Source organism: Shewanella sp. S1-58-MNA-CIBAN-0166 (genome assembly GCF_040310085.1).
GTDB lineage: Bacteria > Pseudomonadota > Gammaproteobacteria > Enterobacterales > Shewanellaceae > Shewanella.
Genome location: NZ_JBEOPN010000026.1, coordinates 40,886 through 67,656, shown reverse-complemented (window position 1 = coordinate 67,656; position 26,771 = coordinate 40,886). Strand labels below are relative to the sequence as shown.

The window sequence follows — 26,771 nt, the reverse complement described above, 5'->3', positions numbered from 1 at the left end:
CTATATGGCCTAACTGATCATCTCTGACTCGCCAGCCGTTTCAATGTGTTGTTTAATCTGCTCAAAATGACTATTGACCCAAGCACTACTGATTGGGCCCCAAGTTGAAATGCGATAATAACCTTCATTATGACGCTGACCTTGCTGCACAAAATCCACTTCAATACCAATATCAGCAAATGCAGCTATCGCATCTTGCAATGTCCTTCTTGGCATAAGAGTCAGTTTATGTAAGCTTAATAAGTTGTGTTGTTCTTCATCCAGCAGGTGCGCTAAATACAATTTTCGTAAAAATGCTTTTTGCGATTTATTGATCACGTAATTATTCGAAAACATCCTTCACACGCCCTATTACCTCTTCATCACTTAATAGAAATTACTGCATCTGTAGCCAATCACGCAAGCACTATTGCCAGTGTCAGTTGATTGTGACTGAATTAATCGCAGCATTGCGACTGAATTAATCATGGTTCAAAGGATAATTGATTGATTTATCAATAACCCATTATGATTAACGCTACCTAAGTAGAGACAATCTGGTTATAGTTTTTAACAATCGATAGCATCAAAGATGGAAAACCAATAGACATGCATACCCCGCCGCAGTCAAAGAGCCCAATAGCACAACCGCAATCAAATGATCCGTCAGTGGTAAGTGATACCAACTCAGCTACGTCCTCTGCAGGAGACACATTAGCGCACGTTTATGACCATGGGCCACGTTTATCCCAAGATGAGTATATTCAACTTACCGAGTTACCACTGAGCAATATTGATCCTAATTACCCTAAACTATTATTGATCATTAGCAGTGTCGTGGCGGTGATAATCATAACTGTTTTAAGCGCATTTCTATTAATCACTAAACCGCTGCCATTGATGATAGCTTCAGTTGGTTTGGTTTCAGCCACGTTATTGGCCGTTGTGATGATTAAACTTATCCACCTTAAAGCACATAAAATTGCTTACGGATTGTTTAAACATGAAATGGTGTTTCGTGAAGGTTTATTTTGGGTATCAACAACGGCACTACCTTACACTCGGCTGCAACATGTTAATTTGTCTCAAGGGCCGCTCGAGCGAAAATACAACTTAGTCACCTTAAAATGCTTCAGTGCCGGCAGCGGATTAGCTGAGATAGATCTGCCAGGTCTTAATGCCGATTTAGCTGAACATTTACGTCAACATTTATTGAGCCAAGCAGCAGCAAGTCATCAATTACTCCGCACCGAAACAGAAATTGTTGATCCAACGCCATCTGACGCTGAAACGGATCCGTTATCCATTCAACCTCCTCAACAGGATAATCACAATGGATAAGTCATCAACATCATCAGATGATGCCCAGCCTGTTGATACCAATGGCATCGCAACGAATAGTTCATCCGATGCCAATATTGCCGAGGTGGCCAATACCCTTGATACGACAATAGAAAACAATAGCGCCGATAGAAGGGAGCAGAACAGCAATTCAATAAGTGATTTACAACAATGGCAAGCACTGTCGGCTTGGTCCATTGTCAGCAATATTTTCAGTACCTTGAAAAACATTCTTAGTAATGGTTTCGCTATCGTGCCAATTGCCTATACCGGATGGCAGCAAGGTTTTGATATGCAGTGGGGCATATTGGCGTCGAGTGTTTTATTATTACTGGTGACAATTTTCGCGATAATAGAATGGCGTAAATTTCGTTTTCGTCTTCATAACCATCAGCTTGAAGTTAAACGTGGTTTAATATTTATCAAAAAGGATGAAATACCGCTAAGCCGAATACAAAATATTCGTTATGAACAGCCGTTTTACTTTAAGCCGCTGTCACTCGGCACTCTAGTGATTGAAACCGCTGGTTCTAAAAAAGACGAAGCTCATTTAGCAGCCTTAGATACATTACAGGCACAAACGTTAAAACGTTTACTGTTAAATTTAAGCCATACAAAAGCAACCTCGACAGATGAGCTTCCAAACGTAAACAGTCAACAAAACGTTGATAACACCCAACCCATTGTGCGTAAAAGTTTAGCTGATTTAGTCTTATTTGGTTTTTATCAAAACAATTTTATTTGGTTTGCGGTTATCGCTGGTCCCATTGCAGGCCAAATAGATTGGGATAACATATTCGACTCACCGCTCGCGCAGCAGTTTTGGTTATGGGTCCAGCAGCAAACCCATCAAAACATTGGTTTGCAAACCATCATGGTCATCGTGGGGTTATTTGCGATTTACAGCTTGTTTTCGTTAATTTCAATTGTGGCAGCCATTTTAAAATATCATCCATATCAGCTCGACAAAAATGATGAAACCCTACAGCGAAGTGGCGGTGTCATTTCGCATCAACAAGATGCGTTGGCCATAAAACGCATTCAACTAATCCAGGTTCAACAACCTGCTATTGCACGTTTATTTAACCGCTGGACCTTATACTTTAAACAAGTCAAAGGCCATGAGGTTGAACAAAAAACCAAGCAGCACATGTTAGTTCCTAGTGTAAAGTCAGCTGAAATAGCATCACTCTTGGCCAGCATTCCAAATATTAGTGGCGGTGCAAGTGCATTACCCAGTAGTTATAAGCCTATCCATATTAATTGGCTCACAAAGCGAATCGTTTTACCGCTGTTTGTAGCCATCGTACTTACCATTGTGGATTACAGTGGTCATCATAGCCATGAGTTTTTTGAGTTTACTTGGTTTGCTACAACAATGATGATGTTAGCGGTTTATATTCGTTATAAACAATGGGGATATGTATTAGCAGATAAGGTTATTTGGCAGCATAGCGGCTTTTTCGGTCAACAATGGAAACGGGTCGCATTTGACAAAGTTCAACATGTTAAAATTACCCAAACTAAAGGCCAAAAACATGCTCAGCTAGCCTATGTTGAAATCGGGTTAGCCAGTGGCAGTGTGATATTTCCGTATATTCCCATTTCGGTTGCACAACAAATAGTGGCCCAGTCGCTCAATGTCACGGTCCATAATAATCACAATTGGATTTAATATAATGAATGAAATACACACAACAAATGTCAGCGTCGACGACATTATCGATTTTTGGTTTGTTCAAATATCCCCTAAACAATGGTGGGTAAAAGATATCGAGTTAGATTTGCACATAAAAAACACATATGGCGCCACGTTACAGGCGGCCATCAAGGGTGAGTTACAACATTGGCGTAAAGATGCCCAAGGTCGATTGGCCGAAATAATCGTATTAGACCAATTTTCGCGAAACATTTATCGCGATACTCCAACCGCGTTTGCCGCTGACAATATCGCGTTAGAGCTTGCGCAACAAGCCGTTGCACTAGGTTGTTTAGCAGAGTTACCCATTCAACAGGCTGCATTTTTAATCATGCCCTACATGCATAGCGAATCAATAGTGATCCACCAGCAAGCTTTGCCTTTATTTGAACAATATGCACCCGACAATTTACGCAGCCAGCGACAACACCAAGCGATTATTGCTCAATTTAATCGCTATCCACACCGCAATGCCTTATTAGGCCGCGAGTCTACGGCTGCCGAACTCACATTTTTAACTCAACCCGGTTCTCGCTTTTAAGCAGACGAAAATCACCACGACATAAACGATAAATGTCGATTTTATTTAACCACTAACACCGGGCAATCAGCTTTATTGGCAATCGCTTCAGCCACATTATCATGCAAAAAATGAGACAGTCCGCTTCGACCATGGCTGGCAATAACCACCATACCAATGTCACCGCTGTTGGCCTCGGCCAAAATTTCATCAATGGCATCACCACGTCGAATAACCGTTTCAATCTTTAAATTAGTATTCAACTGACCTAATAACTCGTGCATTTTACTCGCCGCTGCATCTTCCATACTTTTAGCCAACTCTTCGGGCGTTATCGCAAGAATCATATAATTCTCATCACCGAAAGGTTGATCTACTACGTGTAAAATACGAATGCCCACTTGATATAAATTCGCCATTTCAATGGCATATCGTAAAGCATGTGCCGCTGTATCAGAAAAATCTGTAGGCCATAAAATATTACGTGTTCGCATATTATTCTCCTCCACAATGCAAAGTGTGCTTTTGCAACGACATGACACCCCTTACTAGAACACACTCGGATCCATCTCAACAAATTAAGTATAGTCAGTATTAAAAACTTACTTAGTGATCAAAATCAAATCAAATGCGAAAACTTGCTTTGGATCATAAACAAGCATAATATCAGACCGACTAATCAGTCGGTTTGTTAGCTCGATTCATGTAGGGTTTATCAAATCAACATCGTTATTTTTGCTGGAGCTTTAATATGAATATGGCCGTTGATAATAATCAAACTCAATTGCGACAGTTACTTTCTGATCAACGAGCACGTTTTCAGTCCAATCCGGCACCTAGTTACCAATCTCGGGTAGATAAATTAACCCAGCTAAAGCAAGCTTTACTTGATTACCAACAGCCTATCATCGATGCATTAATTAATGATTACGGTCACCGCTCGCCAAACGACACCATCATTTCGGATATTATGCCTTGTGTGAATAACATCAATTACACTATCAAGCATCTTAAGTCATGGATGAAACCCAGTCGCCGTCATGCTGGTTTATTACTGTCCCCGTCTAAAGTGTCGGTGCAATATCAGCCCTTAGGCGTAATCGGTATTATTGTGCCGTGGAACTTCCCGGTAATGTTATCTATGGGTCCGTTAACCACCGCCATTGCTGCTGGTAACGGGGCAATGTTGAAAATGTCAGAATTTACGCCGGCGACCAACACCGTATTACGCAAAATGTTAGCAACGATTTTTGACTCAAATGAAGTCGAACTAGTAGAAGGTGAAGCTGATGTAGCCGCTGCATTTTCAGCATTACCATTTGATCATATTCTGTTTACCGGCTCAACCGTTGTTGGCCGCCATGTTATGCGTGCAGCAGCTGATAACCTGACACCGGTAACATTAGAATTAGGTGGTAAATCTCCAGCCATCATCGCTCCCGACATGCCAATCGACACCGCTGTAGAACGACTTATTTTTGGTAAATGTTTAAATGCTGGCCAAATTTGTGTCGCGCCTGACTATGTGTTGTGCCCTGCGGAAAAAGTTGACGCGTTTATTGCTGCTTATCAACGTCGCTTTAATAAAATGTACCCTAAATTCGACACCAACCAAGATTACGGCAATATCATTAATGATCGCCAATACCAGCGTCTGCTAGCGGTGCTAGAAGATGCCAAAGCCAAAGGTGCAACAGTCACCTCCGCAATTGATGGTCCAATATCGACAACTCAGCGAAAAATAGCCACTCAACTAGTCACACATACCACAGACGATATGCTCATTATGCAGGATGAAATTTTTGGCCCTTTATTACCCATTATTAGCTATCAGTCGATAGATGAAGCAATAGGTTATATCAACCGAAATGACCGACCATTAGCCTTGTATCTCATGAGTTTTGAACAACAAACGCAGCAACAAGTATTGCAGCAAACTCATTCTGGTGGCGTTTGTATTAATGACACAGTATTCCATGTGGCCGCGGATGACGCGCCCTTTGGCGGTATTGGTCCGTCTGGCATGGGGCACTATCATGGCAAGGAAGGTTTCTTAACCTTTAGTCATGCTAAGACCATATTGAACAGTGGCAAAATCAATACCGGCATTTTTGTTCATCCTCCTTATGGCGGGGTGATTCAAAAATTATTGATGAAGTTTTTCTTACGTTAACTCTCTCATAGTCGCGACTGCAAGTATTGCTGTTGTTAGCGATACTTGCTGAGCAAAGTTTGTCATAAAATATGACTAGATAAATTATCCATAACCTAATAGATAAATAGATAAATAGATAAAGTAGGTATGTTGACTCCATGAGCAGTAAATCGATTGTGAACACCGATAAAAAACAAGCCATTTTAAACGCGGCTTTACAGCTGTTTGTTAACAAAGGCTTCAATGCGACATCGACGGCATCCATAGCCAAAGCGGCGAGCGTGGCAACAGGCACGTTGTTTCATCATTTCCCGACAAAAAAAGACATCATGAATCAGCTTTTTTTATCGATTAAACAAGAGTTTGCTACCAACATGGTGAGCAGTACCGATTTTAGTGGCGATATCGAACAAGATGCCAATACGTTATGGCAAAAAGCCATCGACTGGGCCATTGCACAACCCTTAAAGCAACTTTTTTTTCTACAATACTCGATGTCAGCAGACATTGATGCTGAGGTCAGAAAGCAAGCAATGAACAGCATTCTTGGATTTGTCGTCGAATTGATTACTCAAGGTAAACAACAGCAAATTATCGCTGACATTCCCAACGCCTTATTGCTCGAAAATTGCCATGGTCAATACCTAGCTGCCATCCGCTTTTTTACTGACAACCCGCATTTAGGTGATGACGAAATATACAGACACGCCAGTTTCAGACTATTTTGGCAGGCAATGAAAGCGTGATAGAAAGTATTAATCTAAACTAAAGTTGGTTAAATCAACATCATCAGCAGGTGTTGACGCACTATCAAAATCTAATTGTGGAGTGTGTGACGTTTGCTGGGTTTGTAACTCCAGCTGCTTAGCTTTATGTAAGGCATATTGACGGCGACGTTTGCGCTGTGTGCACAAACGGATCACATCTTGTTTTTGCAATTCGCTGTAACTCATCCAGTTAAAACGTTCATCACGGCTTCGAAGACAGCCCATACAATACCCACGACTGTCTGACTGACAAACGCCGATACATGGACTGGGCACCGCAAAAAAACTTAACTGTTCCATCATTAGAATACTTAACCTCAGCTAATATTGAATTTGGTACTTAACATTTAAATACACGATATAGTTATTTGTAACTGAGATAGAAAGCAATCGCTTGCCATATCAACCAAAGCCAGCATTAAACATTGTTATATTAAGGTTATACTAATTGAGCTAATTTTGTACATTATTGCAAGTTAATAAGGAGGGTCTCATGATAAATTTAAGACGTTCAGGGCAAGATTCAACACGTAAACCAATGTGGATTAAAACTATTTTACTGTTAAGTGGCTTAGTACTACTTGCATCTTGTGCAACAAAACCAAAGCAAGATTATGATGTTAATTATGATTTTTCAACACTCAAAACATTCAACCAACTCACTGTAAAGCAAACAGATGATCCGTTAACTGCAGATCGCATTAATGATGATATTAAACAATCATTACTTAGCCAAGGTTATGTATTTAAAGCCGATAATGCCGACTTTGTAGTGAACTATGCTTTTGTGACTGAAAACAAAGAAAAAGATTCAGGATTATCTATTGGCTTAGGTTCGGGTACTTGGGGGTCTGGTGGCGGTATTAGTCTTGGCACCAGTATTGGTATCCCGCTAGGCAGTGACACCGCTAAAACTCAAACCATTCAAATTGATATTATCGATCCCACAGATAAACGCCTCATTTGGCGTGGTAATGGTCAGTACCACTTTGACGAAGGTGGTGAAGATAAAGCCAAAGGTATTAATCAAACGGTTGCTGCTATTTTGGCGCAATTTCCACCCAAAAAATAATCTACCATCGATTTAGCCGCAACTTACTCATAAGTGAATTGCGGCTTATTCAAATAGAGACTACCGCTCAGCTAAGCGACTAAACACAAAAATCTATTTAGCAATTTGCCACTACACGGTAAACTAGCCATCACACTACTTTATTGACCCAGTTGAAATGACGACAGAAACATATAACCAAGCTTTATTAACACTTGCGCTAGCTGGAATAGAAGCCATAAACACCTCCGCTTCACAGCACAAAGCGGTCAGAACGCCAGCACAAGAAAGCCATTTTTTATGTAACTGGATGGTTGAGTCGTTAAAAACAAAACGTTTTTCAAAACTAATGGCCGACGACTTAACGGCCTGGATCCGTCAAGCGCGTAGTCAAGGAGCTGGGGCTCAACTAAAACGATTATTAATCTGTATTGCCGATCAATACCAACAGGCTAACAACAGTGACATCGCTACAGGTGTTGGGCTTAATAACATGTTAGCGGGGCTCACAGCACAAGAATGGGTAGTGATCACCGATACCGATATTGATGCAAAACTGAAACTCGACAGTGATGGTAAATCCAGTTTAATTATCTCAGCAAAAGATTTTAATCAACACATTGTAGATGACAAAATAGTAAAACCCATCTCAATGTACATTCGGGGAGATGAAAAGCTGGTGGCTCGTTTAGCGCTAGAGCAAGGTATATTACTCAGTCCAGGCAATAAAAAAACCTCATTAATCAAACACCATAAAACTTACGTATTAATGCCAAGCAATTTACACCAGAGTTTATGCTTATTGTGTCTTGATCTATATTAAGTATTAAAAGTTGGTGTAGTATTAATACAACGGTAAGAATAAGGAAACACCATGAAAAAATGCTTTATTGCACTCACCTGCCTTGTGATGTTTTTTTGTGGTCCCACCGTTCAAGCGAACACAGCGCTGAAGTACAACGTCAACGCTTCAAGCAGTTGGGTGCCCTACTACATTACAGAATCGCCAAAAGAGCCTGGAATATTAGGGGAGTTGGTTCCGTTACTGCTTGCCAAAGCTAATATTGAAATTGAAAAACACAATTTTCCGCCGAAAAGAACAAACTATGCACTCGATAATGGCTTATTAGACTTTGACTTTGTGAGCCCTGGTTGGTTTCCTAATCAAGAATTAGGCACACTTTTTGTCCAGTCAAACCCCATTATCGCTATCCAAGAAAACATTATTACCTTAGAAGAAAAAGCCAACGATTGGCAAAGTATTGATAACATTAAAGGTAAAGAAATAGGCACAGTACGTGGTTATTTGTACCATGATGATGCTGAATTTATTCGAGTCGATTTTACTTCTGAACGCGACCTCATAAGAGCACTTTATAAAAATCGCGTTGGTGCTGCTATATCTGGTGATTTACCGGCGTTGTATTGGGCCAAAAAACTCAACAACCCAATTACCCTCGCTGCTATTCATTCAAAAGGCCACTTAGTTATGCGCCTTCGTAAAGAGCATGCGGCCTTACTGCCACAAATTAATGCCGCTATAGCAGAACTTGAACTAAATGGTACAACTCAAAGCATTATCGACAAATACACCAAGCAAGATATATTTAATCAATAATTCAATAAGACAATTACGCTAAAACGGGTTTACGCTGTAGCCTTCGTGGGCTAATACTGCATGTGCAGTTAAAGCGGATAATGCCATGGTAACGCCAGGTAATAAGTCTTGTGGTGTAATGCCGTAATATGCAGCTGTTTGACCACACACATAAAACCTAACTTGATTATTAATCAGCTGCGCAATTAAATCTTTATTAGCATTCTTTTGCCCTGCATTAAGTTGCTGATAAAAACTGTCCTTAGTCATATCATTAGCCGCTTTACCGTGCACCACCATCGCAACTGAAATGTCCTCAAGCTTAACCCCAGCAGCGACGTGCATATTAATAAAGCGCGCCAGGGTATCGATACCACGGTTTAACTCTGCAGGTTTAGATGCACTACCTAGATCAAAAGCGACTTTAAACTTCATACCGGCTGGTATGACTAAGCCGCTATTTACGTCAGCCACTTTGCCATAGTCTTTAATCACAGAACCCGATTTAAATGCATCAATACCCGCTGTTGCCGTAAATGATGAACATGCAATTAACGTCACTATTGTCGATGTAAACAGGTTTTTACTCATTGAACGTAAACCGAGTTTCATTATGTTGATATTCCTTATATCTATTTTTTATACTTACTCTAGCACAGATTAACGCTTAGGTTTTAGGCTGTTTCTGAGTATAATTGTCACTTAAATAATATGAACACTGAGTGATATGTCAATCCGCCCAATTACCGCTACAGACTGGCCCGCTATTATGGCGATACAAGCACAATGCTATGTCGAACTCACGCCAGAATCGCTATCTGTCATGCAGAGTAAATGGCGATCTTCGCCCGCTAGCTGTGTGGTGTTTGAACAACAAGGTAACGTGCTAGCCTACGCGCTCGTTCATCCTTGGTTGCAAGGCGATGCCCCATCGCTGGATACCGAGATAAGTGGCCAGATTAATGCCGATAGCTGGTATTTACATGACATGGCCATCTCACCCAACGCTCAAGGTTTAGGCATAGGTAAAAAGCTGTTTAATCATATCGTCAATCAGGCTAAATCAGCGGCGGTTAATGGCATTGGGCTAGTGGCTGTGCAAGGTGCACAAACTTATTGGCAGCAACAAGGGTTTACACCAAGCACCACCTCAGCAAAACTGACAAAGTCACTCGACAGTTATCCTGCTGGTGCATGTTACCTGTATTTATCCTTATCATAAGGTCTATCTCATGCACCCATCTGTCATCACCATCGGTTTATTGTGTTATACCAATCCTATAAAATATGTGCTCTTTCAGCGGGAGTTCAAAGTGCTGTAGGCAAGGCAGATGATTGAAGCGAATAGTGATTCTCGGTAACAAGCTCCTGCGTTACTCTACCTCCAGCATCCATGCCGTCGTATTTTGAAAACATCTAACGCAGCATAAAGTACTTTGAAACCCGCCAGAATGGAGTCTCTCAGGTATTCCACTTCTGTGTTGCATCGATTTAAAAGGGAACAACCATTTCTACATCAATGCGCCTTGAATTGAAAAACCTGAGAGACTCTGAACTGAGCAGATATTTAATGAGATTGGTATTAGTTATATCTTCATGACTTTTGCTTGGTATGGTCATTTAAAAACCTTAAATAGCAAACTCTGGATTATCGCGGCTTTAGTGAGCAGAGGTATCGTCTTATTCGAATATTTATTGCAAGTTCCTGCGAATCGTCTTGGTTATACCGTGATTAACGTGGGACAATTAAAGATTGTGCAAGAGGTCATCACCTTATGTGTATTTATCCCTTTTGCCGTTAGGTATCTCAAACACCCCTTAAAGCTTAACTGTTTATAGGCTGGGTTATGCCTTTTAGGTGCCGTATTATTTATATTTAAAAGTGAATTACATTAATTTCAGGAGTTCTCCATGGCGCGCCAAGTGATCTATACCTTTAAAGGCCAAACCAAAACTATCGCCTTTAGCTATGACGTACATCATGATCTTTATGAAGCAGCAGCTGAAGCTGAAGGGATTGATTTAAAAAAGTTTCTAATCTTGGAAAAGCAAATTGCGTTAACGTCCAAAAAAGGCGCTAAAGCAGAGAAAGAATTTCGTAAAACCGAGTTTGCACGTTTTGGTTTTACGAGTATCAAATTTGTTCGTGAAGATGATGAGATTTAATCATTTTGGTTTACGTAAGGGCTAACTATGTTGAATTCAGATCATGCTAATTTCCCACGAGCGAGTTGTGTTCGACGTTTAGGTGCAATGGCGTATGACTCAATGCTTGCTATTGCCGTTTATATGTTTGCTGGTGCGTTAGGTTTTGGGTTTTTCTTTGGTCTGCAGAGCACCGGACTTATCGCGATGGGTGAGTACGAGCATGTGTCAGACTTGCTCAACAACACCCCGCTTTACCATGGTATTTATCAATTTTGGATAGCCATTTGTGTTGGTGGGTTTTACGCCATGTTTTGGAGCAGAGGTGGACAAACTTTAGGTATGCGAGCTTGGCGACTTAAGGTTCAGCACCCTAATGGTCAGAACTTAAGTTTTATTACGGCCTGTGCTCGCGTCATTTGGTCTTTATTAGGTGTTGGTAATCTGTGGATTATCATCAATGCTGATAAGTTAGCACTACAAGACATGATGACTCGTTCTGAGGTTGTCGTGTTATCAGTAGAAGCCAATCAAATGCGTAACTGGCGTGGTGCATAAATAAGTCACATACCAAACTAACTTACCTGCAAAACGAATAAACACGCATCAAACAAGTAATAAAAATGGCAACCCTTGGGTTGCCATTTTTATATACATTTTCACTTTCACTTTCACTTTCACTTTCAATATAGACTAAACAACCAATTGATTATTTACGAATATAATACAAAGCTAAGCCAGTAAATAACATGCTGGGCGCAATTGCACCCACCGCCGCTGGCAATTCATATACTATGCTCATCGGGCCAAATATCTCATTACTGATATAAAAGCTAAATCCTGCCACAACACCCAGTAGTACACGAGCTCCCATGGTCACCGTGCGTAACGGTCCAAACACAAACGATAATGCCACCAGCATCATCACAGCTACCGTTACCGGCTGCATAACCTTGCGCCATAAAGCCAGTTCATAACGACTAGGATCTTGTTGGTTAACCTTCAAATAATCGAGGTAGTCAATTAAGCCGCTAATGGATAATGCCTCTGGCTTAACCGACACTACACTCAACTTATCTGGTGTTAACGAAGATTGCCACACATCAGTATCAAGGTGATCACGAATAACCCGATCATCTTTAACCGTGGTATTTTCAACCACAGATAACTGCCAAGCATCGTCAATAAATACCGCGGTATTCGCATGGGTCACTCGGGTTAATTCTTGTTGATCGTTAAACTCATATAAACTGATGTTACTGAGCGTATTAACGTCTTGAACCTCACCAATATTAACGAATAAATCACCATCTTTTGCCCAAATACCACGATGAGACTTAATCAAACTGCCACCGGATATTTTAGTCGCTTGAAGCTCTTTTGCGCTTTTCTCCGCAATGGGTGCGCCCCACTCTCCCAGCGCCATGACCATAATCATCAACGGAATAGCCGTTTTCATCGCAGATTGAGTGATTTGTAAACGTGACATGCCAGAAACTTGCATCACCACTAATTCAGAGTTTGATGCCAGCATGCCCATACCAATTAACGCACCAAGCAGTACCGCCATTGGGAAAAACATTTCAATATCACGTGGCACTAAAAACAGCACGTAAATACCGGCATCTAGCATGGTATAAGCACCGCGCCCGACCAAACGTAATTGATCAACCCACTTAATGATGCCTGATAGCCCAGTCAAAATAAGTAAACACAAGCCTGATGTACTCACGATCATACGTGCGATATAAAGGTCTAATATTTTCATGCCGTCACCTGCTTACGTTTAAATAAGCCTAAGAACTTCATCCCTGTCGGGCGCTCTTTAATAAGTAACAACAACCCTAATAACAGCGCAAAGCCATGGATCCACCACATGCCTAAATACTGCGGCACCACCTCATCTTGCAGGGCTTTTCGGCCTGCAATCATTAATCCAAAGTAACCTAAATACAGCAAAATAGCGGGACCCATTTTAGCAAACTTACCCTGGCGAACATTAACCCGCGCTAACGGCACCGCAATCAAGGTCAATAATGGGATCGCGATAGGGATAGCTAAGCGCCATTGAAATTCAGCTGCAGCTTCAGGTCCTGGAGTATCCAATAATTGATCAACTGGCATTGCAGATAATTTACGTCGCCGCTCATCCACTTCCTGTTCTTTAATCTCCATTTTATAACCACCAAACTCAATCACTTGCAGTTCGAGTGATTTAGGACTGCCCTGATAACGGAAGCCTTTTTCAAGTTGTAACTGTTGGCTGCCAATATTATCTTCAATCACACGACCTTTATTAGCGACGACAATATTTGTCAGGCCATTTTCATCTTCAGGATCAGGAAGCTGCGCCACAAAAACCTTATCTAAGCTATTGTCTTTATTTATTTTTTCAACAAACAAAACGGCTCGACCATTCGGGCTAGCTTGAAAACGACCTTGTGTTAAGGCTGCTAATCCAGCTTCAGATTGGGCTTTTTCTAATACCTGATTCTGACGTTCTTCGGCCCAAGGTCCGACATAAACCGACAAATAAGCTGTGAATAATAAATTGGCAAAAGCAAGCAATAGGGTTACTCGAGTGACATACCATTCACTCACGCCGACGCCATGCAATACCACCATTTCATTTTCAGCATACATTCGCCCATGAGCTAATAATATCGCTAAAAAGAAGCTCAGCGGTAACACTAACACCGTCAATTGAGGCAGATTTAGCCCTAATAATGTCATCACTAACGAAGCGGGGAATTCACCATCAGATGCATCGGCTAACACGCGCACAAATTGTTGACTAATAAAAATAGTTAACAGCACCAAAAGTACCGCAAATTGTGCTTTTAAAACTTCACTAATAAGATATCTAAATACAATCACAAGTAGGATCCGGTGGCTAAACTTATCTTTTTACTGGTATCAGAGCAACTTTCATGTAAACTGTCTACTTTCAGCAGTTTTGCTAGTTTTCTGACCAGCGCGGAAGGTGCTTTGGGGTCATGGTTAACATCTATTTTGGCTGTCAATTTACGCCTCTTTTTCGTTAATAATCCCAAACAGTTATCACCTTTTCGTTGATTATATGCCAGATGGCCTAATGCAAACATTATCTAATAAATATAAAAATTTGTCTTTAAGAATCTAGGAGTGCTCATGGAGTTTAGCGTAAAGAGCGGCAGCCCAGAAAAACAACGTTCAGCCTGTATCGTTGTCGGCGTGTACGAACCTCGCCGTCTGTCTGGTATCGCAGAGCAATTGGATAAAATCAGTGAAGGTTACATTAGTAACCTACTTCGTCGGGGTGACCTTGAAGGTAAACCAGGGCAAATGTTGCTATTGCATCACGTACCAAACGTACTAAGCGAACGTGTTTTACTGGTTGGTTGTGGCAAAGAGCGTGAGTTAGACGAGCGCCAATACAAACAAATTATCACAAAAACCATCAGTACCCTAAATGAAACCGGTTCAATGGAAGCTGTGTGCTTCTTAACTGAACTGCATGTCAAAGGCCGCGACACCTACTGGAAAGTTCGCCAAGCCATTGAGAGCACCCAAAATAGTCTGTATTCGTTTGATGCATTAAAAACCCGTAAAGGCGAAACTCGTCGTCCATTACGTAAAATGGTATTCAACGTGCCGACACGCCGTGAACTCACCATTGGTGAGCGCGCAATTGAACACGGAACTGCCGTATCTGCTGGTATGCATTTATGTCGTGACGTGGCCAACATGCCGCCTAACATTTGTAACCCTGCGTATTTGGCATCTCAAGCGCGTCAAATGGCTGAAGTGTATGAAAACCTTAAAGTCACGACGATAGGCGAAGAGCAAATGGCCAAGTTGGGCATGAACGCTTACCTTGCTGTGGGTCGTGCTAGTGCCAATGAATCTATCATGACTGTGATGGAATATCAGGGCGCCGTTGACAGTACTGAAAAGCCAATTGTCCTTGTCGGTAAAGGGTTAACCTTTGACTCTGGCGGGATTTCATTAAAACCTGGCGAAGCCATGGATGAAATGAAATATGACATGGGTGGCGCTGCTGGTGTTATTGGCACCATGAAAGCATTGTGTGAAATGAAATTGCCTATCAACGTTATTGGTGTATTAGCTGGTTGTGAAAACATGCCTGCTGGTAACGCATATCGTCCAGGCGACATTTTAACCACTATGTCTGGCCAAACGGTTGAAGTGCTTAATACCGATGCGGAAGGTCGTTTAGTGTTATGTGATGTATTAACTTACGTTGAACGCTTTGAACCTGAATTAGTGATTGATACTGCTACCTTAACCGGTGCTTGTGTTATTGCATTAGGTAAGCACGCTTCTGGTTTATTCAGTTCGCATAACCCGCTTGCACACGAAATGCTAAATGCTGGTGAGCAAAGTGGTGACCGCGCATGGCGCATGCCGTTATGGGATGAATACCAAGACATGCTAGACAGCCCATTTGCTGACATGACTAACTTAGGTGGTCGTCCGGCAGGTTCGATTACTGCAGCGTGTTTCTTGTCTCGCTTTACTAAAAAGTACAACTGGGCACATTTAGATGTCGCAGGTACAGCTTGGAACAGCGGTGCAAATAAAGGCTCTACCGGTCGTCCGGTACCCATTTTAAGCCAGTTCTTAATTAATCGTGCTGGTGTTGAAATTAGCGAATAAGTATTAACTTTGACGCATATTAAAGGGTAAAGCTTAAGGCTTTACCCTTTTTTTATTGTGGAAGACGTCAATAAATTAACCTGTAAAGTAAACCCTCAAAACCATCTGTACTAGGCTAACCATTGACGATGTAACTGCTCTTCATCGCCTAAATAATCCAATACCCAAGCCAGCGCGGGTGACATTTGTTCATCATTCCACGCCAAACAGCAGGCGCTAGGTTGTTTAACTCTATGGAGCGTTTTACAGACTAACTTACCTGACTCAATTAACGGTCCAGCCAAATGCTGCGGCATGTAGCCTATCCCTAAACCTTCGACAAAACAGTTAATGGCACTGTGCCAGTCGGGCACCACTAAGCGTCGTTGACTGTTTAACAACCACGTAATCCGTTTAGGAATATCACGAGAGGTATCTTCAAGACAAATAGACGGAAAAACACGCAACTCATCATCATGAAGTGGACCCATAATATTTGCCAATGGATGATCAGGGCTGACCACAAACAGCCAATCAATATTGCCCATATTAGTGAATTTAAATGCCCCACCGACTGGATTTGCGGTTGTCGCACCAATGGCAATATCACTTCTTCCTGTGGCAAGCGCTTCCCATACGCCATTAAATACTTCAATCCGAATAATCAGCTCAACATCTTGAAACTGTCTATAAAAATCTGCAATTAACGCATGAACGCTATCCGTTCTCACAATATTATCCAATGCAATAGAGAGCATAGGCTTCCAGCCATTAGCCACTCGTTGAGTGTCTCGTTTCATTAACTCCATTTCGTTAAGAAACTGACGAGCTTTGACAGCGAAATGCCTTCCTGCTGGGGTTAAGCTGACACTGCGATGATGGCGAGTAAATAACTCGACCCCCAGTTCAGTTTCAATTTGTTTGACTGAATAACTTATAGCAGACGGTACCTTGTGCAATTTTTTCGCAGCGGCGGTAAAACTGCCCGTTTGGGCGACAACGTCTATTAGCTCAAAAACTTGCTGTGAAAGCATATCAATTTAACTCGCTAGAAAATGTACGGTAACAGCACAAGATGAATAACGCATTCGAGGTTTCATATTGAACTTAAGCCATACCCCCTAGGATCCTTTAATTACATCGTGGTATCAATACTTTTGATAGCAGCTGTCAAAAATAAACGTTTCCAGCTAATTTAGTAAACCATTAAGCTAGCGGCCTTTATTGAACTGACGAAAATAGATATGCCTAATTTGAACAATAACAATATATTAATCAACACAAAACAAACAAATATAACATTCTACTTGTTTCTGTTTTATTTAGCCTTACTGAGTATGTTAGGTTTTGTCGCTACCGACATGTACCTGCCATCATTCAAATCTATTGAAGGGACTTTTAATGCAAGTACCTCAGAAGTGGCCATCTCGTTAACCAGCTTTTTGGCTGGCCTCGCTATCGGACAGTTATTGTATGGGCCGTTAGTGCATAAAATAGGTAAACGGAATTCACTGTTTGCGGGTCTAAGCCTGTTTATGCTGGCAAGTGCACTCATTGCGTTCAGTGACAGCATGTTGATGATGAATATTGCCCGCTTCTTCCAAGCCATTGGCGCTTGCAGTGCAGCCGTTATTTGGCAAGCGATTGTGATAGAACAATACCCAGCCGATAAAGCTCAAAATATTTTCTCTAATATCATGCCTTTAGTGGCATTATCTCCAGCATTAGCGCCCATTGCTGGCGCACTAATACTGAATAGTTTTGGTTGGCGTGCGGTGTTTATTAGCTTATGTATCATTGCAGTATTACTCATTGCCATGACGTATTTTTTTGTGCCAAAAGAAAAAGCTAGCGTACACAAAAGCAAAACTCATATCCGCTATAAGCAACTACTGGCCAATACCCAATATCTAGGTAATGTAGTAATTTTTGGTGCGTGTTCAGGGGCTTTTTTTGCTTACTTAACGTTGTGGCCTGCAGTGATGGAGCAGTATGGTTACGCCGCGACAGAAATTGGCTTAAGTTTTATTCCCCAAACCATCATGTTTATTGTCGGTGGTTACTCAAGTAAATTACTGATCCGCAAATTTGGCACCAAAGTCAGCCTAAACTGTTTACTGATATTGTTTGGTTTGTGTGTTGCGGCCATTTTCACCTCCAGTGTGATCCTCGATACAGAAACAATATTGCCACTGCTCATTGCATTCTCTTTGCTAGCAGGAAGCAATGGCGCAATTTATCCTATTGTGGTCAATAATGCTCTGCAAGAGTTCAGCAATAACGCGGCTAAAGCTGCAGGATTACAAAACTTTTTGCAGATTACTATCTCTTTTGGGGCATCAAGTCTGGTGGCAATTTGGGCAAGTGCGGGTGATAACGCTATTGGTTGGGGAATTCTGGCCTGTTCAGTATTGGTTGCCGTTGGCCACATAATTAAAAGCCATGATTCTTGGGCAAAAATACATCAGAATTTTACCTTTCCTGATCCAGCAAGATTATCTCAAGCCTCAACTAAAAATGACCAGTAACCGTGGTCTGGCGATAAAATAACGCCTTATATGATGAGGTTATAAATTTGTCTATAACTTCATCATATGCTAGGTTATTTATTGAACAATTTAATATTCCAATTAATCATCAAATTAACAATCACAAGGAATGGATTGAATGACACAACACAACCGCTTGATAATGTCATTAGCGTTGGCAAACCAATAAATGAAACGCTTGCCTTTAACGCTTTATATCATCTTCCTCAGCGTTTGCTTTGCACTCACGCCAACGGGCGATCTATTTGCAAAAGACCATCCGCAAGTTCGATTTATCACCCATCCTTTACCCCCATTTAGTTATCTTGACAATGATCTTTTAAGCGGTTTTTCTATCGATATTGTTCAAGCGATGATGCAACATACCCGGCACACAGCCAACATTGAGATGTATCCCTTTAATAGAGCATTTCAGATATTGAAATCACAACCAAACACTGCGTTGTTTGTCATTGCTAAAAGGCCAGAAAGAGAAGTAAACATGAAATGGGTAGGCCCCATTATTAGCAGCGGAGTGTATTTTTACCAAAAACGTAATTCCGGACTCTCATTAGCATATTTAGAAGACTTAAAACGTGTCCGAAATGTTGGTGTAGTACTGGGTAATGCTGATCACACCTATTTAGATTCCCAAGGATTCACTAACCTCAGTACTGATAAATCCCAATTACAATCGCTCAAAATGCTCAGTTATGGCCGAGTTGATGTTGCGCCAATGAGCGAACTAGTGATGCCATTTTTGGCAAAAGCAGCCGATATCGATATCAACTCAATAGAACGTACCCCGATTAAGTTATACGACTCTACCTTGTATATCGCATTTTCAAACGACACTTCAGATGAGATTATTGCACTATGGCAGCAAGCATTTGATGAGTTAAAATCATCAGGTATGTACCAGACCATTTATCAAGATTATTTTCCAACTGATACCGATATTGCTAAGCGATAACGGATCATTAATTTCCAATACATAACAACTGCAATAGCTAAATTTTTACTATCGAATTTTCGTTATCCGCTAAATATGCTTAATGCAATATCCCCAAAAGATCCTCTCTAAACCAAACTGACTAAGAATAAACAATGATTAACTTGTTACATGTAAGTAACAAATTTAATATAAAACCCAAAATAGCTTAAATGTCTAATTTAATGAAATAAAACTCACTGAAAGGAATGTTCAGATGAAGGCGATGAAAGTCATACTCATTTCAATAGTCAGCGCGTTGGCGCTTTTTGGGTTAATGGCTATTTTATTGGGCTGGCTACTCAGTTCCATGTGCGGTAATAATGTTTACACCGAATCACTTTCATTAGATAAAATGTACAAGGCTGTTATCTTTGAAAGAAGTTGCGGCGGCGCTTCTGGCTACTCAACTCAAATATCAATCATAAAAGCTGACGAGCAACTGTGTGACAATTGTGCTGGCGACGTGTTCGTTGCCAGTGACCATCCTAACGATAATAAACTCAACTTAGTCTGGTTAGGACAACAAGATTCTGACGACCAACAACTGCAAATTCATATTCCAGCTGATATCCTCATTGAGACTCAAGAAACGACTTGGTCCTCTTGGTTTGACAGTATCGATATTTCCTACCCTGTATTTGACCATTACCCATTAGCCTGTGAACAAACGCCGCAACCTAAAGCGTGTCAGTTTGTGACAAATGATCAGAAACTTATTGATGTGTTAATCAAGTATGAAGGCTTTAAAAACCATAAAGCACTGGCTGTATCGGTTAACGATATGGGTAATGTTAGATATGGATACGGTTATGGTTATGACTCAATGTTAAAAGCACAACGCAGAGCTTTAAAAGAGTGCACCAAAGGGACTAATCCTACTCATGTAAAATGTGAGTTAATCCGTTAAGGCAAACCAATGCGATTTGAACTCAAACAACACAAAACACATTTAATTGATAATCAGAAAATAGATGTCTATTACAACCGTGTCACCACCCGTTTTAGCTTATCCATAAATCAGCAACAGGTTTATAGTCGACTACTAGTGTTAAGCCCATGGCGAAAGCAACAAATCCTTATAAACAACACGCCATACAACTTAACCATCATTTGGTTTTTATTGTGGCGATCCAGTTTAACCCCAACTCAGCAGTCAGACCGCCATCCTACAATTATAGAACTGCTGCCTGAACGGCGCAGAAAATCCATTATGATCGCGATATATTTCGGATTAATTAGTAGTATAAAACTGACGCTAGGGATATTAATCTATTCCAACATCATATGAATATCGCATCACGAGGCCATTAACCCGCAGACGATTTTAGTGTAAACTCGAGCCCAACTTATTAACCTGTTAAAAGCATCACCACATGACTCAAGCCTTGTTTTACCTTATGCCTGATAATCATAATCAAATGAGTGCGTTAGATGCGCTCTATTTAGCTGCTTGCAGGTTAGCTGAACAACAATATCGTCAACAAAAAACCGTTTACATTCACTGCAAAGACAAACAGCAAGCTTATGCCATTGACGAATTACTGTGGCAATTTGAGCCAAACGCCTTTGTACCACACAACTTAAAAGGTGAAGGCCCAGTAACAGGTGCACCTGTGGAAATAGGTTTTGATACCTTAGGGCCAAATAAAAGTCGCCAAGTTCTGATTAATCTTGCAGACCAAATGCCCAGTTTTGCGGTAAACTTGCCCCATATTATCGATTTTGTCGCTAATGATGACGAACTCAAGCGCATTGCTCGCAATCGCTACCGTCAATATCAGAATGTAGGCATTACGCCCAGCACTCAAGCATTAGCTGAATAAACACTTAATTTAGATAGAGAACATAACGCTCCTATGGAAAAAACATACAACCCAAAGTCTATCGAACAAGCCCTTTACCAAAACTGGGAAGAGCAAGGTTACTTCAAGCCGCATGGTGATGAATCAAAAGGCAATTACTGCATCATGATCCCGCCACCGAATGTAACCGGTAGCTTGCACATGGGTCATGCCTTCCAAGACACCATCATGGATACCCTTACCCGCTTTGAGCGCATGAAAGGTAAAAATACCTTATGGCAAGTCGGCACCGACCACGCGGGTATTGCGACGCAAATGTTGGTTGAGCGTAAGCTTGAAGCCGAAGAAGGTAAAACTCGCCATGATTTAGGCCGTGACGCCTTTATTGATAAAGTGTGGGACTGGAAAGAACAATCTGGTGGCACGATTACCAAACAGCTTCGCCGCATGGGCGCATCGGTTGATTGGGATCGCGAACGTTTCACTATGGATGAAGGCTTATCAAAAGCGGTTCAAGAAGTGTTTGTTCGTCTATACGATGATGAACTTATTTATCGTGGTAAGCGCCTAGTTAACTGGGATCCAAAGCTACACACCGCCATTTCAGACCTTGAAGTTGAAAACAAAGAGAAGCAAGGCCACATGTGGCACTTCCGCTATCCTTTGGCCCAAGGCGCATTAACAGCCGACGGTAAAGATTACCTAGAAGTGGCCACTACGCGCCCAGAAACCATGTTAGGTGACAGCGCAGTAGCCGTGCATCCAGATGATGAACGTTACCAGTCATTAATTGGTAAATTCATTCTATTGCCTATCGTTAACCGTTTAGTGCCGATTGTTGCCGACGATTATGTCGACATGGAATTTGGAACCGGTTGTGTAAAAATCACTCCAGCCCATGACTTTAACGACTATGAAGTCGGTAAACGTCATCAACTGCCTATGTACAACATCTTCACCTTAGATGCCGCCGTACGCAGTTTTGTTGAAGTGATTAATACTGATGGCACCCCAAACAAAGGCGTCGAGATGGCCTTGCCAGAGCGTTATGTTGGCCTCGATCGCTTTAAAGCCCGTGATGCTATCGTGGCTGAATTTGACAGCTTAGGTCTACTTGAAAAAGTCGCTCCGCACGGCTTAAAAGTACCTTATGGCGATCGCTCTGGTGTGGTGATTGAACCATTACTAACCGACCAGTGGTACGTGGCTGTGCAGTCAATGGCTAAAACAGCCATTGAAGCAGTAGAAACCGGTGAAATTAAGTTTGTGCCGCAACAATACGAAAACATGTACTTCTCATGGATGCGCGATATTAAAGACTGGTGTATTTCACGCCAGTTATGGTGGGGACACCGTATTCCAGCTTGGTACGACGAAAACGGTAAAGTCTACGTTGGCCGTAACGAAGCTGAAGTCCGCGCTAAACATCAATTTGCTGACTCTGTGGTATTACGTCAAGACGACGACGTATTAGACACCTGGTTCAGTTCAGCATTATGGACATTCTCAACATTAGGTTGGCCAGACAATTTAGAAGATTTAAAAACCTTCCACCCAACCGACGTGTTGGTTACCGGTTTTGACATCATCTTCTTCTGGGTTGCCCGCATGATCATGATGACCATGCACTTTATTAAAGATGAAGATGGCAAGCCACAAGTGCCTTTTAAAACTGTTTACGTTACCGGTCTTATCCGTGACGAAGTCGGCAATAAAATGTCAAAATCTAAAGGTAACGTCCTTGATCCATTAGACATGATTGACGGTATCGAGCTTGAAACCTTAGTTGAAAAGCGCACTGGCAACATGATGCAGCCGCAACTTGCCGCGAAGATTGAAAAGAGTACCCGTAAAGAATTTGCCGATGGCATTGAAGCTCATGGTACTGATGCACTGCGCTTTACCTTAGCAGCAATGGCATCAACTGGCCGCGACATCAACTGGGACATGAAACGTCTTGATGGTTACCGCAGTTTCTGTAACAAGTTATGGAATGCGTCACGTTACGTGTTAATGAACACTGAAGTGCAGACGGATCCTGATAGCGATGAAGCGGGCGAGCCTTTAGATTGCGGTCAACTGTTAGTAGATGGCAAACCGGGTGAGATGGAATTGTCGTTAGCCGATCGTTGGATCATTGGTTTGTTTAATCAAACCGTGAAAACCGTTGAAGATCACATGGCCGCTTTCCGTTTCGACTTAGCCGCTAACACCTTATACGAGTTCACTTGGAATCAATTCTGTGACTGGTATTTGGAATTAACCAAGCCTGTTATGCAAAATGGCACTGAAGCGCAAATGCGCGGCACTCGCCACACTTTAGTCAATGTGCTTGAAAAAATGCAACGTCTAATGCATCCATTTATGCCGTACATTACTGAAACGATTTGGCAACGTGTCAAACCGTTAGCAGGCGTAACTGGCGATACCATCATGCTAGCATCATTCCCAACTTATCAAGCAGATCAAGTTAATGCGACCGCGATGGCCGATCTTGAATGGGTTAAGCAAGTGATTGTGGCTGTACGTAATATTCGTGCTGAACTTAATATTGCCCCATCAAAACCGCTTAATGCGTTACTGCGTGGTGTGAGCTACGAAGATCGTATTCGTCTTGAAGCAAACCAAACATTCTTTGCAAGTTTGGCTAAACTCGAAACGATGACCATTTTATCTGAAGGTGAAACGGCGCCAATGTCGAGCACTCAGTTAGTCGGCAATATGGAGCTATTAATCCCAATGGCAGGTTTGATCGATGTAGGCGCAGAAATGGCCCGTATCGATAAACAGTTAGAAAAGCTTGCTCAAGAGATTGCCCGTATTGAAGGTAAATTATCTAATCAAGGTTTTGTGGCTAAAGCCCCTGCTGCGGTAATTGATAAAGAACGCGCTAAGATGACCGATTTAACTCGTGACATTGAAAAATTAAACGAACAAAAAGTCGAATTAGCTAAGATTTAACGGCAACCATAAGTTGTTGTCTTAAGGTTTACTTTGTTTAACAAAGCACTCTTCAAAAAAACCAGCGAATAACTCGCTGGTTTTTTATCTTCGTTGATGTGACCCATGGCGATAATATTAGGTTTATTTGGTTCAAAATTGAAACTTTGATATCTCAACTTACATTTTTGGTGTATAAGCTTCGGCCAATATCATCATTCTATCTAATGGGTCAAAACCATGTCTGATAAATACTTTTTTAAAGGTCGTAGAACCCCTAAGCCAGCTTATGGTGAAAGTGGTTATAACACCAAACGTGCAGCCAAACTGGGCACGGAAGCGTTACCGTTAATATTGTCAGTTCAAACCGAAGCTCGCCAACATGAAGTGGCTGCTATGGTCGCTGAACAGCAACTCTTTGCTAATATCACTATTGATGCAGATAAGCCTGAAAACATTGTTGATTTAACTGGTTTATTGAATAAACCCAAAGCGGTTACTTCTGAAGCTAAGCCAAACCGCAATGATGCTTGCCCTTGCGGCAGTGGTAAAAAGTATAAAAAGTGTTGCGGTGCTTAAACCAAAATACCAACGTTAGGCTCGTTGGTCACTAACGGGCCAATGATTAAATATTGAAGCGGATCTTACGATCCGCTTTTTTATTGCCTTTAGATTGCTAGCGTTAAGGTTGTATACACTTAACAATCGAGGCTTACCTATGTAACCACATCACAAATTCACAAATGAGCGGCACTCTGGGCGGATCACTTATGGATAGGGTTTGGTATTAATCACGAACTTAGGTAAAGTGTCAGCCTTTGTTATAAAAATGAAACAGACCATAAAATAAAAGGGTGACTTATGAGCACTAATTCGCACTCAGACAATGATTTGAGTGAAGTAAAACAGTTAGGCATGTGGGCCGCGATCACCAGTTTAGGCTATATATTTTGGCTTGTCGGTGGCATGGAACTAATAGAACGCATTGCCTATTATGGTGTCAAAGCCAGTGCTGGCTTATACGCTAAAGCGCCAGTATCACAAGGCGGACTGGGCATTAATTTAAGCGATTACGGTATTATTATATCCGTGTGGGCGTTGCTACAAACCTTCGTACCTGTGCTAACTGGCGGAATTTCTGACCGTGTCGGTTACAAAGAAACCATTTTCGTTTCTACCATCATCAAAATCTGTGGTTATTTAACCATGGCATTCTTCCCTAGCTTCTGGGGTTTTCTCGCTGGCGCCATGTTGCTAGCCATGGGTACCGGGGTATTCAAACCTGGTATTCAAGGCACTTTAGTACTGTCAACCAACCGAAATAATACTTCAATGGCTTGGGGCATTTTTTACCAAGTGGTTAACATCGGTGGATTTTTAGGTCCATTGGTGGCGGTACATATGCGTCAATTATCTTGGGATAACGTGTTTTACGCCTGTGCAGCCATTATTTCGTTTAACTTTTTATTCTTATTGGCTTACAAAGAGCCCGGCAAAGCTGAGCGCTTAGAGCGCGCACGCCAAGTGAAAAATGGTGAAATCACACAAGAAGCACTGTGGAAGGATGCCTTAAGAGAACTAAAGAAACCTGTGGTGATTTACTACATGCTGGTATTTGCCGGTTTTTGGTTTTTATACAACTCATTATTTGATGTATTGCCTATTCACATTGCGGAATGGGTTGATACCAGCGTCATTGTCACCTCCTTATTTGGCCCAGAAGGCACCAGCAGCGGCATATTGCAGTTCTGGCTAGGGTTGAATAATGACGGTACCAAAGTGATGCCAGAGGGCATGCTTAACCTCAACGCGGGGATGATCATGACCACTTGCTTTATTGTTGCTGCGCTTACGGCTAAATATCGCATTACCACCACCATGTTTGTCGGTTGCTTATTGAGTATTTTAGCCATTGCCTTGGTCGGTGCATTTAATGCGGCTTGGATGATTGTATTGGCTATTGCCATGTTCTCTGTCGGCGAAATGATGATCAGCCCAAAGAAAAACGAGTTTATGGGTAACATCGCACCTGAAGGTAAAAAAGCCATGTATTTAGGCTTTGTCATGCTTCCTCAAGGCATAGGTTGGACGTTAGAAGGTTATTTCGGCCCTAAGCTTTATGACATGTACGCGTCAAAAGAACGCATCGCCCGTGAAGCGCTATCTGAACATGGTATGAACTTAACCGATATTGCTAACATCCCTCAAGGTGAAGCATTTAGTCGCTTAGTCAGTACCACAGGTCAAGACCCACAGGCATTAACCCAAGCTTTATATCAAGCCAACAATATCGGCATGGCTTGGTATATTATCGCCGCTATTGGGATTATTTCAGCGGTAGGTATATTCATCTACGGGAAATGGCTATTAAGGATGCAGCGCCAACAAGTGGCGTAGTTGAACGGACTGTAGAGTAATTACTATAAAGTACCGATTTGATATAAGGGAAGCAGCAATGCTTCCCTTTTGTTTTTCATCCCAAATAGGTTAATAGGTTTTAATGAAGCAATAATACAGTCCCTCGTTAACGTCCCTCTCGTCAACTTACTTCCCATTAACTTATAACGCATTAACTCCGTTGTTATTACCGACTATGGTTTATTACCTACCCTATT

At 41.6% G+C, this 26,771-nt stretch carries 27 protein-coding genes; 20 read left to right on the top strand and 7 right to left on the bottom strand.

Annotated elements, in window-relative coordinates; all coding sequences use genetic code 11:
• Window positions 1–9 precede the first annotated feature (9 nt).
• The gene (locus AAEY99_RS15610) at window positions 10–336 is read right to left on the bottom strand and encodes a winged helix-turn-helix domain-containing protein (protein ID WP_101085806.1); all 327 of its coding nucleotides are present in this window, start codon (window positions 334–336) and stop codon (window positions 10–12) included.
• 252 nt (window positions 337–588) lie between these two features.
• Here AAEY99_RS15610 and AAEY99_RS15605 point away from each other — a divergent pair, with 252 nt between their 5' ends.
• Genes AAEY99_RS15605 through AAEY99_RS15595 form a run of 3 tightly spaced genes read left to right on the top strand, consistent with a single transcriptional unit; the run spans window position 589 to window position 3,560 of the window.
• On the top strand, window positions 589–1,320 hold the full coding sequence (locus tag AAEY99_RS15605; protein WP_351011122.1) for a PH domain-containing protein: 732 nt from the start codon (window positions 589–591) through the stop codon (window positions 1,318–1,320).
• Window positions 1,313–2,995, top strand: coding sequence for a PH domain-containing protein (locus AAEY99_RS15600; protein WP_351011120.1), 1,683 nt, complete (start codon window positions 1,313–1,315; stop codon window positions 2,993–2,995). The genes AAEY99_RS15605 and AAEY99_RS15600 overlap by 8 nt, the downstream gene beginning before the upstream one ends.
• Window positions 2,996–2,999: 4 nt before the next feature.
• On the top strand, window positions 3,000–3,560 hold the full coding sequence (locus tag AAEY99_RS15595) for a DUF924 family protein (protein WP_351011118.1): 561 nt from the start codon (window positions 3,000–3,002) through the stop codon (window positions 3,558–3,560).
• Window positions 3,561–3,601: 41 nt separating this feature from the next.
• Here the strand turns inward: AAEY99_RS15595 and AAEY99_RS15590 are convergent, their stop codons facing one another.
• Window positions 3,602–4,033: a universal stress protein gene (locus AAEY99_RS15590; RefSeq protein ID WP_101085810.1), complete on the bottom strand. Its 432-nt coding sequence runs from the start codon at window positions 4,031–4,033 to the stop codon at window positions 3,602–3,604.
• Window positions 4,034–4,290: 257 nt separating this feature from the next.
• Between AAEY99_RS15590 and AAEY99_RS15585 the strand changes: the two genes are divergently transcribed.
• Together AAEY99_RS15585 and AAEY99_RS15580 are read left to right on the top strand one after the other, a co-directional pair.
• Complete coding sequence (locus tag AAEY99_RS15585; RefSeq protein ID WP_351011116.1) at window positions 4,291–5,712, top strand: coniferyl aldehyde dehydrogenase; 1,422 nt, start codon at window positions 4,291–4,293, stop codon at window positions 5,710–5,712.
• A gap of 140 nt (window positions 5,713–5,852) precedes the next feature.
• Window positions 5,853–6,440 carry a TetR/AcrR family transcriptional regulator gene (locus AAEY99_RS15580; protein WP_101085812.1) on the top strand — a complete coding sequence of 196 codons (588 nt, stop codon included), beginning with the start codon at window positions 5,853–5,855 and terminating at the stop codon, window positions 6,438–6,440.
• A gap of 9 nt (window positions 6,441–6,449) precedes the next feature.
• Here the strand turns inward: AAEY99_RS15580 and AAEY99_RS15575 are convergent, their stop codons facing one another.
• Window positions 6,450–6,761, bottom strand: a complete 312-nt coding sequence (locus tag AAEY99_RS15575) for a DUF1289 domain-containing protein (protein WP_182744840.1) — start codon at window positions 6,759–6,761, stop codon at window positions 6,450–6,452.
• Window positions 6,762–6,999: 238 nt separating this feature from the next.
• Between AAEY99_RS15575 and AAEY99_RS15570 the strand changes: the two genes are divergently transcribed.
• The 3 genes from AAEY99_RS15570 (at window position 7,000) to AAEY99_RS15560 (ending at window position 9,130) form a co-directional block, all read left to right on the top strand.
• Entirely contained in the window at window positions 7,000–7,533 is a 534-nt protein-coding gene (locus AAEY99_RS15570) for a DUF4136 domain-containing protein (RefSeq protein ID WP_162024288.1), read from the top strand.
• Between the two features lie 157 nt (window positions 7,534–7,690).
• Window positions 7,691–8,335: a DUF2913 family protein gene (locus AAEY99_RS15565; protein WP_351011114.1), complete on the top strand. Its 645-nt coding sequence runs from the start codon at window positions 7,691–7,693 to the stop codon at window positions 8,333–8,335.
• A gap of 51 nt (window positions 8,336–8,386) precedes the next feature.
• Window positions 8,387–9,130 carry a substrate-binding periplasmic protein gene (locus AAEY99_RS15560; RefSeq protein WP_351011112.1) on the top strand — a complete coding sequence of 248 codons (744 nt, stop codon included), beginning with the start codon at window positions 8,387–8,389 and terminating at the stop codon, window positions 9,128–9,130.
• 18 nt (window positions 9,131–9,148) lie between these two features.
• Here AAEY99_RS15560 and AAEY99_RS15555 read toward each other — a convergent pair whose 3' ends face one another.
• Window positions 9,149–9,721, bottom strand: coding sequence for a DsrE family protein (locus AAEY99_RS15555; RefSeq protein WP_350995847.1), 573 nt, complete (start codon window positions 9,719–9,721; stop codon window positions 9,149–9,151).
• Between the two features lie 115 nt (window positions 9,722–9,836).
• On the opposite strand from AAEY99_RS15555, the gene AAEY99_RS15550 reads away from it, so the two are divergent.
• The 4 genes from AAEY99_RS15550 (at window position 9,837) to AAEY99_RS15535 (ending at window position 11,812) form a co-directional block, all read left to right on the top strand.
• Window positions 9,837–10,331, top strand: coding sequence for a GNAT family N-acetyltransferase (locus tag AAEY99_RS15550; protein ID WP_351011110.1), 495 nt, complete (start codon window positions 9,837–9,839; stop codon window positions 10,329–10,331).
• A gap of 341 nt (window positions 10,332–10,672) precedes the next feature.
• Complete coding sequence (locus AAEY99_RS15545; RefSeq protein ID WP_277949081.1) at window positions 10,673–10,948, top strand: DMT family protein; 276 nt, start codon at window positions 10,673–10,675, stop codon at window positions 10,946–10,948.
• Window positions 10,949–11,020: 72 nt separating this feature from the next.
• Window positions 11,021–11,275 carry a DUF2960 domain-containing protein gene (locus tag AAEY99_RS15540; RefSeq protein ID WP_011636402.1) on the top strand — a complete coding sequence of 85 codons (255 nt, stop codon included), beginning with the start codon at window positions 11,021–11,023 and terminating at the stop codon, window positions 11,273–11,275.
• A 27-nt stretch (window positions 11,276–11,302) separates the two neighbouring features.
• On the top strand, window positions 11,303–11,812 hold the full coding sequence (locus AAEY99_RS15535; protein ID WP_351011108.1) for an RDD family protein: 510 nt from the start codon (window positions 11,303–11,305) through the stop codon (window positions 11,810–11,812).
• A 151-nt stretch (window positions 11,813–11,963) separates the two neighbouring features.
• Here AAEY99_RS15535 and lptG read toward each other — a convergent pair whose 3' ends face one another.
• Both lptG and lptF read right to left on the bottom strand, forming a co-directional pair.
• A complete protein-coding gene (gene lptG / locus AAEY99_RS15530; RefSeq protein WP_101085821.1) occupies window positions 11,964–13,022 on the bottom strand; it encodes an LPS export ABC transporter permease LptG in 1,059 nt (352 codons plus the stop codon).
• Window positions 13,019–14,131 carry an LPS export ABC transporter permease LptF gene (gene lptF, locus AAEY99_RS15525; RefSeq protein ID WP_101085822.1) on the bottom strand — a complete coding sequence of 371 codons (1,113 nt, stop codon included), beginning with the start codon at window positions 14,129–14,131 and terminating at the stop codon, window positions 13,019–13,021. The genes lptG and lptF overlap by 4 nt, the downstream gene beginning before the upstream one ends.
• Window positions 14,132–14,404: 273 nt before the next feature.
• On the opposite strand from lptF, the gene pepA reads away from it, so the two are divergent.
• On the top strand, window positions 14,405–15,913 hold the full coding sequence (gene pepA / locus AAEY99_RS15520; protein WP_351011107.1) for a leucyl aminopeptidase: 1,509 nt from the start codon (window positions 14,405–14,407) through the stop codon (window positions 15,911–15,913).
• A 110-nt stretch (window positions 15,914–16,023) separates the two neighbouring features.
• Here the strand turns inward: pepA and punR are convergent, their stop codons facing one another.
• Window positions 16,024–16,926, bottom strand: a complete 903-nt coding sequence (gene punR, locus AAEY99_RS15515) for a DNA-binding transcriptional activator PunR (RefSeq protein WP_162022498.1) — start codon at window positions 16,924–16,926, stop codon at window positions 16,024–16,026.
• Between the two features lie 210 nt (window positions 16,927–17,136).
• Here punR and punC point away from each other — a divergent pair, with 210 nt between their 5' ends.
• From punC to AAEY99_RS15480, 7 genes are all read left to right on the top strand, one after another.
• The gene (gene punC / locus AAEY99_RS15510; RefSeq protein WP_351011106.1) at window positions 17,137–18,420 is read left to right on the top strand and encodes a purine nucleoside transporter PunC; all 1,284 of its coding nucleotides are present in this window, start codon (window positions 17,137–17,139) and stop codon (window positions 18,418–18,420) included.
• A 190-nt stretch (window positions 18,421–18,610) separates the two neighbouring features.
• Window positions 18,611–19,393 carry a substrate-binding periplasmic protein gene (locus AAEY99_RS15505; RefSeq protein WP_351011104.1) on the top strand — a complete coding sequence of 261 codons (783 nt, stop codon included), beginning with the start codon at window positions 18,611–18,613 and terminating at the stop codon, window positions 19,391–19,393.
• A gap of 235 nt (window positions 19,394–19,628) precedes the next feature.
• Window positions 19,629–20,321: a hypothetical protein gene (locus AAEY99_RS15500; RefSeq protein ID WP_351011102.1), complete on the top strand. Its 693-nt coding sequence runs from the start codon at window positions 19,629–19,631 to the stop codon at window positions 20,319–20,321.
• A 466-nt stretch (window positions 20,322–20,787) separates the two neighbouring features.
• Window positions 20,788–21,237: a DNA polymerase III subunit chi gene (locus tag AAEY99_RS15495; RefSeq protein ID WP_011636391.1), complete on the top strand. Its 450-nt coding sequence runs from the start codon at window positions 20,788–20,790 to the stop codon at window positions 21,235–21,237.
• Window positions 21,238–21,270: 33 nt separating this feature from the next.
• Window positions 21,271–24,177: a valine--tRNA ligase gene (locus tag AAEY99_RS15490; protein ID WP_351011100.1), complete on the top strand. Its 2,907-nt coding sequence runs from the start codon at window positions 21,271–21,273 to the stop codon at window positions 24,175–24,177.
• 219 nt (window positions 24,178–24,396) lie between these two features.
• Window positions 24,397–24,735, top strand: coding sequence for a PBPRA1643 family SWIM/SEC-C metal-binding motif protein (locus AAEY99_RS15485; RefSeq protein WP_011636389.1), 339 nt, complete (start codon window positions 24,397–24,399; stop codon window positions 24,733–24,735).
• A gap of 282 nt (window positions 24,736–25,017) precedes the next feature.
• Entirely contained in the window at window positions 25,018–26,553 is a 1,536-nt protein-coding gene (locus AAEY99_RS15480; RefSeq protein WP_162022493.1) for an MFS transporter, read from the top strand.
• Window positions 26,554–26,771: the final 218 nt, after the last annotated feature.

Bases quoted from the DNA above. Each gene is read 5' to 3' on its own strand.
- AAEY99_RS15610 (WP_101085806.1), bottom strand. From the start codon at position 336: ATGTTTTCGAATAATTACGTGATCAATAAATCGCAAAAAGCATTTTTA.
- AAEY99_RS15605 (WP_351011122.1), top strand. From the start codon at position 589: ATGCATACCCCGCCGCAGTCAAAGAGCCCAATAGCACAACCGCAATCA.
- AAEY99_RS15600 (WP_351011120.1), top strand. From the start codon at position 1,313: ATGGATAAGTCATCAACATCATCAGATGATGCCCAGCCTGTTGATACC.
- AAEY99_RS15595 (WP_351011118.1), top strand. From the start codon at position 3,000: ATGAATGAAATACACACAACAAATGTCAGCGTCGACGACATTATCGAT.
- AAEY99_RS15590 (WP_101085810.1), bottom strand. From the start codon at position 4,033: ATGCGAACACGTAATATTTTATGGCCTACAGATTTTTCTGATACAGCG.
- AAEY99_RS15585 (WP_351011116.1), top strand. From the start codon at position 4,291: ATGAATATGGCCGTTGATAATAATCAAACTCAATTGCGACAGTTACTT.
- AAEY99_RS15580 (WP_101085812.1), top strand. From the start codon at position 5,853: ATGAGCAGTAAATCGATTGTGAACACCGATAAAAAACAAGCCATTTTA.
- AAEY99_RS15575 (WP_182744840.1), bottom strand. From the start codon at position 6,761: ATGGAACAGTTAAGTTTTTTTGCGGTGCCCAGTCCATGTATCGGCGTT.
- AAEY99_RS15570 (WP_162024288.1), top strand. From the start codon at position 7,000: ATGTGGATTAAAACTATTTTACTGTTAAGTGGCTTAGTACTACTTGCA.
- AAEY99_RS15565 (WP_351011114.1), top strand. From the start codon at position 7,691: ATGACGACAGAAACATATAACCAAGCTTTATTAACACTTGCGCTAGCT.
- AAEY99_RS15560 (WP_351011112.1), top strand. From the start codon at position 8,387: ATGAAAAAATGCTTTATTGCACTCACCTGCCTTGTGATGTTTTTTTGT.
- AAEY99_RS15555 (WP_350995847.1), bottom strand. From the start codon at position 9,721: ATGAAACTCGGTTTACGTTCAATGAGTAAAAACCTGTTTACATCGACA.
- AAEY99_RS15550 (WP_351011110.1), top strand. From the start codon at position 9,837: ATGTCAATCCGCCCAATTACCGCTACAGACTGGCCCGCTATTATGGCG.
- AAEY99_RS15540 (WP_011636402.1), top strand. From the start codon at position 11,021: ATGGCGCGCCAAGTGATCTATACCTTTAAAGGCCAAACCAAAACTATC.
- AAEY99_RS15535 (WP_351011108.1), top strand. From the start codon at position 11,303: ATGTTGAATTCAGATCATGCTAATTTCCCACGAGCGAGTTGTGTTCGA.
- lptG (WP_101085821.1), bottom strand. From the start codon at position 13,022: ATGAAAATATTAGACCTTTATATCGCACGTATGATCGTGAGTACATCA.
- pepA (WP_351011107.1), top strand. From the start codon at position 14,405: ATGGAGTTTAGCGTAAAGAGCGGCAGCCCAGAAAAACAACGTTCAGCC.
- punR (WP_162022498.1), bottom strand. From the start codon at position 16,926: ATGCTTTCACAGCAAGTTTTTGAGCTAATAGACGTTGTCGCCCAAACG.
- punC (WP_351011106.1), top strand. From the start codon at position 17,137: ATGCCTAATTTGAACAATAACAATATATTAATCAACACAAAACAAACA.
- AAEY99_RS15505 (WP_351011104.1), top strand. From the start codon at position 18,611: ATGAAACGCTTGCCTTTAACGCTTTATATCATCTTCCTCAGCGTTTGC.
- AAEY99_RS15500 (WP_351011102.1), top strand. From the start codon at position 19,629: ATGAAGGCGATGAAAGTCATACTCATTTCAATAGTCAGCGCGTTGGCG.
- AAEY99_RS15495 (WP_011636391.1), top strand. From the start codon at position 20,788: ATGACTCAAGCCTTGTTTTACCTTATGCCTGATAATCATAATCAAATG.
- AAEY99_RS15490 (WP_351011100.1), top strand. From the start codon at position 21,271: ATGGAAAAAACATACAACCCAAAGTCTATCGAACAAGCCCTTTACCAA.
- AAEY99_RS15485 (WP_011636389.1), top strand. From the start codon at position 24,397: ATGTCTGATAAATACTTTTTTAAAGGTCGTAGAACCCCTAAGCCAGCT.
- AAEY99_RS15480 (WP_162022493.1), top strand. From the start codon at position 25,018: ATGAGCACTAATTCGCACTCAGACAATGATTTGAGTGAAGTAAAACAG.